Here is a 10,429-nt window from a genome sequence, read left to right as displayed (position 1 = left end):
AATCGCTTTAAATCTTCTTAAAAAAGATATCAAAGCTAAAGTGGGTATTAAAAGCAGAAGACTAAAAGCGGCTATCAATAATCAATATATGCTAAAAATACTCAAATTATGATGCGTTTGCCCTGATTAGGTGCAAATGTTGAATTGACTTAAATTTGCATTCGTATTAAAACAGATAATACTTTGAGTAAGGAGAGAACCATAAATATTCACCAAAAAACCTTAGACGATTTAGAGTTTAGTACTGTACAATTGCAATTGAGTGAACATTGTATTACCAATTTAGGAAAAGACGCTGCGCTTAAAATTCTACCTTTTAGCTCTGCTAAAATTCTAAAAAGAGAATTGGTCTATACAAATGAATATCTATCATCTTTTGATAGCGATAACCGTATTCCTAATCATGGTTTTGAAGCATTAACTAAAGAAATCAAACTTTTAGAGATTGAGAATACTTATTTAGAAGTTCCAAACTTACAAAAGATTGTCAGTACATCGTTGACAGTTAATACAATTCTTAAATTTCTAAAAAAATTCAAAGAATATTATATCAATTTATATGAACTATCAGCACCCATAGAACACACTACAGCAATAATAGAACAAGTCGATGCTGTGGTTGACCGTTTTGGAGATATAAAAGATAATGCCTCACCTGCTCTAGCGAGTATTAGAAAATCTATTGGTCAATTACGCACCAAAATAAATACCAGTTTTGCTTCAGCATTAAGTAAGTATCATAATCTTGAGTATTTAGATGATATTCGTGAATCTGTTGTAGAAAATAAACGTGTTTTAGCCGTTAAATCCATGTATCGCCGTAAAGTAAAAGGTGCTATAATGGGTGGCAGTAAAACAGGAAGTATCGTATACATTGAGCCTGAAACGACGCTTCAATATTCCAGAGAACTCAATAATTTAGTTTATGAAGAGCAGGAAGAAGTCATAAAAATCCTTAAAGAACTGACGGGCTACATTCGTTTGTTTTTGCCTTTGTTAAATCAATATCAGAATTTTTTAATTCAGATTGATGTTATTTCAGCAAAAGCTAAATATGCGCAAAGCATGAACGCTATTTTACCTGAAATTTCTGATGAACATAAAATACATCTTCGTGATGCCTATCACCCACTACTCTATTTAACTAATAAAGAAAAAGGTAAAAAAACATTTCCTCAAACTATAAGTTTGGAAGATGGAGCCCGAATCATAGTCATTTCTGGGCCAAATGCAGGTGGAAAAAGTATCACGCTTAAAACTGTTGGTTTATTGCAAGTTATGCTACAAAGTGGCCTTTTAGTTCCTGTACACGAACGCAGTACGATGTGTTTATTTGACAGAGTTTTGAGCGATATTGGCGATAATCAATCTATAGAAAATCATTTGAGCACATATAGCTATCGTTTGAAGCAGATGAATTACTTTTTGAGAAAGTGTAATAAGAATACCTTATTCCTAATTGATGAATTCGGAACAGGTTCTGATCCAGAATTAGGTGGTTCTTTGGCTGAATCGTTTCTAGAAGTATTCTACGACCGAAAAGCTTTTGGGATAATCACAACGCATTACAGTAATTTGAAGCTTTTAGCCAACGAATTACCCTACATGCGTAATGCTAATATGTTATTTAACGAACGTACACTAGAACCAATTTATAAGCTAGTTATTGGCCAAGCCGGAAGTTCCTTTACGTTTGAAGTTGCTCTGAAAAACGGAATTCCATATAGCTTAATCAATAAAGCAAAGAAAAAAATAGAACGTGGAAAAGTTCGCTTTGATGCAACTATTGCTAAACTTCAAAAACAAAGAAGTCGACTCGAAAAAACAGAACAATCTCTTAAAGCCAACGAAAAGAAAAAGCAATCTGAAGCCGATAAGCTTGAGGAAATCAACCAAAAGGTGCAGAAGAAATTGGAAAGCTATCAAGAATTGTACGATAGTAATCAGCGCTTAATTTATCTCGGCCAAAAAGTCAATGACTTGGCAGATAAATTTCAGAATAATAATATAAAACGAGAATTAATGTCGGAGTTATTCAGACTCGTTCAAATAGAAAACTCTAAGAAGAAGAAAATTTCTGCAAAACAAAAAAGAGCAGAAAAGGCTAAAGAAGCGCAAATAAAAAAGGAAGCGGAAAAGAAAGTAGAAGTTATTCGTAAAAAGAAAAAAGCGGCAAAGCAAAAGGAAAAAGAAAAGCCTGCACCACCTAAACCTGTACTAAAAATTGGAGACCGTGTACGTATGCATGATGGTCGAGCTGTTGGATCAATTGACGGTATAGAAAAGAATAAAGCTACGGTAAACTATGGCTTATTTACAACTAATGTTAGTATTGATTTGTTAGAACTCGTTGAAGCTAAAAAATGATTGTTAACGTACCAAAAAATAAGCAATTGATACTCTTTGACGGGGTTTGTAACCTTTGTAATAGTAGTGTTTTATACGTTATAAAACGTGATAAAAAAGATACGTTTCTATTTGCGCCTTTACAAAGTAAAATAGGAGAACAAATTATTGAAGATTTCAATGTAGATACCTCGAAAACTGATTCAATTCTTCTTTACAATCCTTTGACTCATAAAATTTATAGTAAATCTACGGCAGCCTTAAGAGTTTCTAAATCATTGACATTTCCTGTTAAAGTATTATCAGTATTTTCAATTATTCCAGCATTCATTAGAAATTGGGTCTACGATTTTATCGCTAAAAATAGATACAGATGGTATGGAAAGAAAGATGCTTGTATGATTCCTACACCAGAATTGAAAGCTAAATTTTTAGATTAAGTGTTTACACATTCAAAAGGGTATTTCACTAAACTTATAGCTACTTATACTCAATTTCACTTTTTAAAACATATTGATTCCTATAATTTTAGATAGAGTTTAATAGTTGTTGGTTGGTTAATTTGAAACCTCAAAGCAAGATTATGTTAGTTTGAGCCCTACTTCTGTTAGTTGGGAACGAATCAAACTCTTACGAAACGGCAAGTCTACCCAATTGTAAGTTTCATTATGATAATGATAGACCTAAAAATCTGGCTTTGGGGTTTTTATTTCAAACCACTAAGAATAAAATCTAAATTAGGATTAGAGTTATTATTTTCGGTATAAGCATCAGTATAATGAATTGGTGGTATTGCTAAGCCCAAATCTAAGAGCTTGTCAATGGTTGGCGCGTATGACATACAAACCTTACCCATTAATAATTTCCCTAAATTCTTGTCACTTTTGGCATATTTATAGACATTCCGTAGTCCCGTTAAGTAAAGAAAGTCTTTTGTAAATCCTCCACCACGATGAATACGCTGGGTAATACTAAACGCTTTATCTCGTTCAACTTTGTACTGCCTGTAAAGCAAATCAAACGTATCTGAAAAACTATAACCTTTACCCAAACTATCCGCTGCTATGACTCTAAATGCCAACTCGCGTAGGCGATACATAGTTAATGAATTACTCATATATTCGGCATAAACGGCTAAACCCTCTTGGGTTTCAACATTATTAGGAAAGCCATTAGAAAATAACTTTAATGGCTGTGATAGTCCGTTAAATGTTGTTACCATGTGTACTCCTATTTCGTGGTTTGCGAGCACTTGAAGCTGATTTTTACTATACTTATGGTTCTTCTTAAGAACTAAAGTCTGTGTATTGTTTAACACCATAGCAGCAGCAGAAAGATTATTACTAATCTTTATATTATAATTAAAATTGTAACGTTTAGAATAGTCTTCAAAGTAAGCTCTGGCATATTCAACATCATAAATAGATTCTAAATCTACTGTATCCGTATCGTCAAATCTTAGAATAAATTTCGCATTTTCTATATCACGTTCAGTCGGTGTACCAAAACTTTTTAGACTGTTATAATAAAATTTCCTGCCTTGACCAATAGTTTCAATACATTCTATTAACCCCGAATATTCATAAATAATATCTTCGTATAACTGACGAATATCATTATCTTCTATACGCTCTAAACGTTGTGAGAAAAACAAGCGATGTAACTTGTAACCGTTAAACTTAATTTTCGGGTATTTAAATTCTGGCTCGTAATTATACTTTGCTGAATAGAATTTCTTCTTCTCAGCCGATATATTCATTGGGTTTATATAATTGAGTAATTCGATGTTTTTAACTAACCTGTCTAGATTAGCATCAATTTCAAAAATATCTTGGAATTCAGATTTGTTTTTTATATTAATCATTAACTAGAAAATCTTTTGTAGAAATCATCGGCATGTTTTGGGAGCAAATCTTTAAGTTGATGCTCTACTGCAGTGACAACTTCAGGATATATAATTCGATTATACTCATCACAATACACCTTTGCAATTTCGGTTGCCAAAACTAAAGTATTTTTAAAATTCTGGGTAATGAATTTCAAGAAATAACCATTTCCTTGAAACACATCATTAATTTTCGAAGTTCTTTTAATACCATAAGGTAACTCAATCGAAGCCAATGCTTTTCGCCAATCTCCAACACAAGCTTCAAAACGCTCATTATCAATATTTGATGTACCTAGATTCCAAGTAGGCACTTCCCTATCCCAACGTTGCCAATTGTAACTATGCATGTCATAAACGATACAAATGCCAAATTTTTCTTCAAGCTTAGCGATAAGTGCCTCTACAACTTTATAAAAATTAGCATGTTTTTGTTGACTTTTTTCCTTTTGAGATACTTCTAATGGTGATTTCCATAATTGTTTACCCCAAGCAGTTTCAAAAACTGCATCTTCAGGAGAACGATTTAAGTCATATTCGAAACGAGAATCGCAACCGCCAATAACTATTGGATGAGAAGCCACCATAGTTTTAGTCTCTGGATCTTCTTCATACCAACGGTCATATTCAGAATGTAAGCAATTGTCCCAAAGCTCTTTTCTAAACTGATGCCCATTATGCACTGCACCACAGGCATAATGAACATATTCTTCAATTTTAATAGTAAATGAATAGTCTTCAGCTACGGCGTGAAAACAATTTTCAGATTTTATGTTCTGAATAATTTCAGAAACGGAAAGTCTCTCCATGAAAGTCTATTTTAAAATACGTTTTAAAAACAGAAGCATTGCGTGCTCTTTAACATCAAAATTGCCATCAGCAAAAAAAAGGCCTTTAATATCAGCTAGCAATTGGTCGATATTTTGACTAGAATAGTTATGTGCATTAACAGAAGTTATTATTTTTTGAATACTTTGAAAATCATTATCCTCTGAAAACTCTTTATGAATTTTTTGAAATGTTATCATATCTACTTTTGAAATAATAACATTACGTTCATGATTATCTTCTTTAAAGTCAGAATGTGCTGCGTATAACAATATATAAGCCATCAATTCATCCTTTGTCCAATTTGGTGTATCCATAGCATAATGAGTCAACGTTCCGTATTCTGTCCAAGAACCATCATAAACTGTTATGTTTTTATAGCCTGAAACAGAAGCTGCTAATACTAAATTACAAGCCGTTATACCTGAACCACAGCTAAAGACTAACTTGTCTTGATGGTTTACTAATTTATAAAAAATTGACTTTAACTCTTGTTTGGATTTTAATGTATTACCGTTGAATAATTCAGTATAAGGTAAATTTACTGAATTTGGAATTGTTCCACTTCGTAAGCCTTTGCGAGGTTCTGGCGTTTCACCAGAAAATCGTTTAGATGAACGTGCATCCAGAATTAATGTTTCTTTTGATTTTGAAAGTGCTTGTATACCTTCATAATTAGTTATTAATTCTGAGTGTATTGTAGCTTTAAAATTACCTTTAACAGTCTGATTAATATAAGTATCAGTAGTAGAAAAGTCTTTTTTAATCCACTGCCGTAGACCACCATCTAAAACGGCTACGTTGTTATGTCCAAAATATCTAAACAGCCACCAAGCTCTAGCACTAGAGTAAATACCATGTTGATCGTAAACGACTATGGCACTATTATTATTAATCCCTAACTGTTGTGCTTCAGCTTCAAATTGAGATTTGCTTGGAATTGTATTTGGGAATTCTGCAGAAGTATCACTAAATTTTTTCTTCATATCAAAAAACTGTGATTTTGGAATGTAAGACTGAGTTTTCTCAAAACATAAACCACTAACTTTAGGAATCGTGGCATCCATGACTATTAAATTCTCTGCTTCAATATTTTTATGAAGCCAATCTACAGAAACTAGTGGTGTTTCAATTTGAAGCATATCAATAGATTCTATGCTTCTTCAACAGCCTTCCTTAGGCGTGTTCTTCTATTAAAAGCCTCTAAATTGTCAAGTACTTTACTTTCAAGGAAATCAACAACTTTCTCTTCTACCTTACGCTTATTTTTATAGACCTTATTGATGTATGTGATACCTCCTGGAGACATTACGTTGACTTCTACCAATTTTCCTCCAATGACATCAATCCCAACAAAATACAAACCATCTTTAACTAGTTTTGGTCCAATTTGTCTACACAATGCTTTTTCTTCTTTGGTTAACGTATGTTTTTGTATCGAACCGCCAGCAGAAACATTAGAACGGTGATCATCATTACCAGGAACACGCTTCATAGCGCCTACTGGCTCTCCGTTTAATAAAAGGATACGCACATCGCCTTTGTCAGCACCTTCGATGTAATCTTGTAAAATCACATAATTAGATTCTCCATCACCAGCACTGATGTAAAAATCAAGTAGTGAGTTGATATTGTTCATCGCCGATTTTTCAATCAGAATTACACCAGAACCACCAAACCCATTTAAGGGTTTTAATATCATCTTATCTGATTCAGAGTCTTTAATCTGTTGAATCAAGTAATTCTTATTTTTGGATACGTGAGTGTTAGGAATGATATTGCTATGTGCGTCTCCAAATGCAGCAGTATATAGTTTATTATTCGCTTCACGCATACCTTGCAGAGAGTTTACGATAAAAACATCATCCTTTACAGAATCTAAAAAATTAAGCATTAACGGGTCTAATGGTGGGTTTGCTCTAAAAAATATGGCATCAAACCCAGCTAAGGGTAACATTTCTTCACGCAATTTTGCTTTGTTATAAAATGCCTTTAACGTTGAAGGTACTTTTTCCATACGACCTATAACAATGCAAAACGCATTTGTAACACTATCACGAATAGTTAAATTGGCAGGTGTACACATAGCTACTCCATGCCCACGTTTCACACATTCTTTTATTAAGGCTAGACTTGTATCGTTTTCTGGGTCTATTTTTTCCCAAGGATACATGATAAAACAAACATTCATATTTGGTTAGTTTTTTATATACTGAATATAAAAATTTTAAAGTTTTTATCAAATTATTTCACAGCTTCATAATTATCATCCCATTCTTTAGGCTTTGGGTCGTGAAGTTTACCCAAAGATTTTGCCACTAACATTGAAACAGTTGCATCTCCTGTAACATTCACAACAGTTCTGCACATATCTAAGGGTCTGTCTACAGCAAAAATTAGTGCTAATCCAATTGGTAATAATTCTGGCGGAAAACCTATAGATTCTAATACTATAACTAGCATCACCATACCTGCACTTGGTACTGCTGCAGAACCAATTGAAGCTAATAATGCGGTTAATATAATAACCAACTGATTGGAAAACGTTAACCCTTCTGGCCAAATCACTTGCATAATAAACACGGCTGCAATACCTTGGTATAAGCTTGTTCCATCCATATTTACAGTAGCTCCGACAGGTAAAACAAATCCTGAAACCTCTTTGTCTACACCTAAATGCTCCTCAACACGCTCCATTGTTACAGGTAAAGTTGCTGCACTACTACTTGTTGAAAAAGCCAATAACTGTGCTGGACTAATTTTATTTAAAAACCACATTGGTGATTTTTTACCGTAAATCTTAACTAACATCATATAGAAACCTATCATGAGTAGCAGCCCACCTACAACACAGAATGCATATTGTAATAGTTTTGCAAGTATCGTAGTATCATCAAAAGCGATAATCACATTAGCCATCAATGCAAAAACAGCATATGGCGCAAACAACATTATTAAATCTACCATTTTCATAACGACTTCATTAAGTGAGTCGAAAATATCAATCATGGGTTTCGCCTTTTTCTCTCCTATCAATAACAAACAAATACCTACAAAAAGCGCAAAAAATATCACTTGGAGCATACTAGCGTCTGCCATGGATTGAAAAATATTACTAGGAAAAATATCGACTAAGGCCTGTAATGGACCAGCATCTTTTTGTGCACTAGCTTTCATAAGCTTATCTGTAACACCAGCGTCGTTCTCGTATTTGAGTTTAATTTTTTCAATAGTATCTTGTGGCATTCCAGTACCTGGTTTAACTAAATTTACTATTGATAGTCCAATGACTATGGCGACTAAAGTAGTAGCTATATATATCCCAATAGTTCTAAGTCCCATATCGCGAATCTTAGAAATATCTTTTAAATCTGAAATCCCTTTGATTAAAGACGCTAGAATTAATGGCACAGCTATAAGCTTCAGAAGATTGATAAATATTGTACCAAATGGTGCTACCCAATCAGTCACAAACTTTTGACCATTATAAGCATTCATTATAAAGCCAAAAATGATTCCCAGAATCATTCCTATTATAATCTTCCAATGCAATGCGAGTTTTTTCATATTTTTTGTTTTTGTTTCAGTCACTGTATTTAATGACACTATCAGATATATTATAATTTAAACGTATCTAAAATATATTGAAAATCTTTGTTTTTATTATTTAAAACTACAACACCAAATGATTTTAAATTATGACTTACTAAATAATGTGTCATATAAGTATTGGTGGTAGAATCTTTATTGTAGGTTTGCAAATATTTTACTTTTACTACGTTAGCCAAGCCATAATCTGAATATTTACTCTCCAGCTTTTTATATTTGACACTATCGTACAATGAATCACCTTCATAATCAACAAAAAACTCGCGTTCCATTATATCAACGTAAATATCAAGTGCCTCTTTAGACATTTTGATATAGTTTTCTTGATGAAAAGCTATAACGTTAGATACATCTTCTTTATCTACAAAAAACTCTGCATATCTTGCAAAATTTTCAAAACGTCTCATATTCTTGATGTCATAATCAGAAAGAGTATTTTCGTAAATAGAATCCTGAATCATTTTTGAAAACTCTTTTACATTCATCTTGTTATAACCTAGAGGAATCATCATATTACGCTTCAAAAAATCAACACGCTGTAATGCACTTTTATCTTCATCATTATTTTCATTACAACTAAAACATAATAGAAAAAAAGAAAAAAATATTAAGTTAATTTTTCGCATTACCATTCTTTTTTTTCTTGTCTTCTCAATAACATATAATCTGAAATAACTAATGCCGCCATTGCCTCAACAATAGGCACTGCTCGGGGCACAACACAAGGGTCATGACGACCTTTGCCCTGCATTTCTACTGTTTCACCTTTGCTATTAATGGTTTCTTGTTTTTGTAGCGTCGTTGCTACAGGTTTAAATGCGACTCGGAAATAGATATCCATTCCGTTTGAAATACCACCTTGTACGCCACCAGATAAATTGGTTTGCGTACTTCCGTCTTCATTAAACTTATCGTTATGTTCGCTTCCTTGCATTCTTGCCCCACAGAATCCGCTACCATATTCAAATCCCTTCACAGCATTGATAGAGAGCATAGCTTTACCTAATTCAGCATGAAGCTTATCAAATACTGGCTCTCCTAATCCAGCTGGTACATTTTGTATAACACAAGTAATTGTACCGCCGATTGTGTCTCCTTGTTTTTTAACTTCTTGAACTTTAGCAATCATTTTTTTAGCTGTATCCTCATCAGGACAACGAATCATGTTCGAATCAATTTTACTAAAATCTAATTCTTGATACGGCTTCTCTACAAAAATATCACCTACTGAAGATGTAAACGCGTTGATGTTTATCTGATTTAAAAACTGCTTTGCTATGGCTCCTGCTACTACTCGACTTGCTGTCTCACGAGCAGAACTGCGTCCACCACCGCGATAATCACGCACGCCGTACTTTTTGTCATAAGTATAGTCTGCATGACTTGGACGATAAACATCTTTTATATGCGAATAATCTTTTGACTTTTGATTGGTATTATGAATTACAAAACCTATTGGCGTACCTGTAGTTTTTTCTTCAAATATACCGGAGTAAAACTCTACAGTATCAGGTTCTTTACGCTGAGTAACAATTTTAGATTGACCAGGCTTGCGACGATTCATTTCATTCTGAATTGCCTCAAAATCTAACTGAATACCAGCTGGACAACCATCAATAATACCACCGATTGCAACTCCATGTGACTCGCCAAAAGTGGTGAGTTTAAATAACTTTCCGAAGGAATTTCCTGCCATTAAAATTTATTTTACGCTAATGTAATTGATTATATAAACAATAAAAAGCGCATTATAAAATTTAT

Annotated in this window: 9 protein-coding genes; 2 read left to right on the top strand and 7 right to left on the bottom strand. The window is 33.3% G+C overall.

The features are described from left to right. Nucleotides 1-183 precede the first annotated feature (183 nt). Entirely contained in the window at nucleotides 184-2,367 is a 2,184-nt protein-coding gene (locus tag HKP48_RS10655; RefSeq protein ID WP_296345650.1) for a DNA mismatch repair protein MutS, read from the top strand. Further along, nucleotides 2,364-2,786, top strand: coding sequence for a DCC1-like thiol-disulfide oxidoreductase family protein (locus HKP48_RS10650; protein ID WP_296345649.1), 423 nt, complete (start codon nucleotides 2,364-2,366; stop codon nucleotides 2,784-2,786). The genes HKP48_RS10655 and HKP48_RS10650 overlap by 4 nt, the downstream gene beginning before the upstream one ends. 266 nt (nucleotides 2,787-3,052) lie before the next feature. Here the strand turns inward: HKP48_RS10650 and HKP48_RS10645 are convergent, their stop codons facing one another. From HKP48_RS10645 to aroC, 7 genes are read right to left on the bottom strand one after another with little or no spacing between them, the layout of a single operon-like run. Beyond that, the gene (locus tag HKP48_RS10645; protein WP_296345648.1) at nucleotides 3,053-4,210 is read right to left on the bottom strand and encodes a tyrosine/phenylalanine carboxypeptidase domain-containing protein; all 1,158 of its coding nucleotides are present in this window, start codon (nucleotides 4,208-4,210) and stop codon (nucleotides 3,053-3,055) included. Then, nucleotides 4,210-5,040, bottom strand: a complete 831-nt coding sequence (locus HKP48_RS10640) for an N-formylglutamate amidohydrolase (protein ID WP_296345647.1) — start codon at nucleotides 5,038-5,040, stop codon at nucleotides 4,210-4,212. Before HKP48_RS10640 ends, HKP48_RS10645 begins: the two co-directional genes overlap by 1 nt. A 6-nt stretch (nucleotides 5,041-5,046) precedes the next feature. Continuing rightward, a complete protein-coding gene (locus tag HKP48_RS10635) occupies nucleotides 5,047-6,201 on the bottom strand; it encodes a sulfurtransferase (protein ID WP_296345646.1) in 1,155 nt (384 codons plus the stop codon). Between the two features lie 11 nt (nucleotides 6,202-6,212). Then, entirely contained in the window at nucleotides 6,213-7,250 is a 1,038-nt protein-coding gene (gshB, locus tag HKP48_RS10630) for a glutathione synthase (protein WP_296345645.1), read from the bottom strand. Between the two features lie 53 nt (nucleotides 7,251-7,303). Then, nucleotides 7,304-8,626 (bottom strand): dicarboxylate/amino acid:cation symporter, encoded by a 1,323-nt coding sequence (locus HKP48_RS10625; protein ID WP_296345644.1) that lies wholly within the window; start codon nucleotides 8,624-8,626, stop codon nucleotides 7,304-7,306. A 50-nt stretch (nucleotides 8,627-8,676) separates the two neighbouring features. Continuing rightward, complete coding sequence (locus tag HKP48_RS10620) at nucleotides 8,677-9,294, bottom strand: hypothetical protein (RefSeq protein ID WP_296345643.1); 618 nt, start codon at nucleotides 9,292-9,294, stop codon at nucleotides 8,677-8,679. Further along, complete coding sequence (aroC, locus tag HKP48_RS10615; RefSeq protein WP_296345642.1) at nucleotides 9,294-10,364, bottom strand: chorismate synthase; 1,071 nt, start codon at nucleotides 10,362-10,364, stop codon at nucleotides 9,294-9,296. Before aroC ends, HKP48_RS10620 begins: the two co-directional genes overlap by 1 nt. Nucleotides 10,365-10,429 lie beyond the last annotated feature (65 nt).

Source organism: Winogradskyella sp. (assembly GCF_013042245.1).
GTDB lineage: Bacteria > Bacteroidota > Bacteroidia > Flavobacteriales > Flavobacteriaceae > Winogradskyella.
This window is presented reverse-complemented; position numbering and strand designations above follow the sequence as displayed.

Bases quoted from the DNA above. Each gene is read 5' to 3' on its own strand.
- HKP48_RS10650 (WP_296345649.1), top strand. From the start codon at position 2,364: ATGATTGTTAACGTACCAAAAAATAAGCAATTGATACTCTTTGACGGG.
- HKP48_RS10635 (WP_296345646.1), bottom strand. From the start codon at position 6,201: ATGCTTCAAATTGAAACACCACTAGTTTCTGTAGATTGGCTTCATAAA.
- HKP48_RS10620 (WP_296345643.1), bottom strand. From the start codon at position 9,294: ATGCGAAAAATTAACTTAATATTTTTTTCTTTTTTTCTATTATGTTTT.
- aroC (WP_296345642.1), bottom strand. From the start codon at position 10,364: ATGGCAGGAAATTCCTTCGGAAAGTTATTTAAACTCACCACTTTTGGC.
- HKP48_RS10640 (WP_296345647.1), bottom strand. From the start codon at position 5,040: ATGGAGAGACTTTCCGTTTCTGAAATTATTCAGAACATAAAATCTGAA.
- HKP48_RS10625 (WP_296345644.1), bottom strand. From the start codon at position 8,626: ATGAAAAAACTCGCATTGCATTGGAAGATTATAATAGGAATGATTCTG.
- HKP48_RS10645 (WP_296345648.1), bottom strand. From the start codon at position 4,210: ATGATTAATATAAAAAACAAATCTGAATTCCAAGATATTTTTGAAATT.
- gshB (WP_296345645.1), bottom strand. From the start codon at position 7,250: ATGAATGTTTGTTTTATCATGTATCCTTGGGAAAAAATAGACCCAGAA.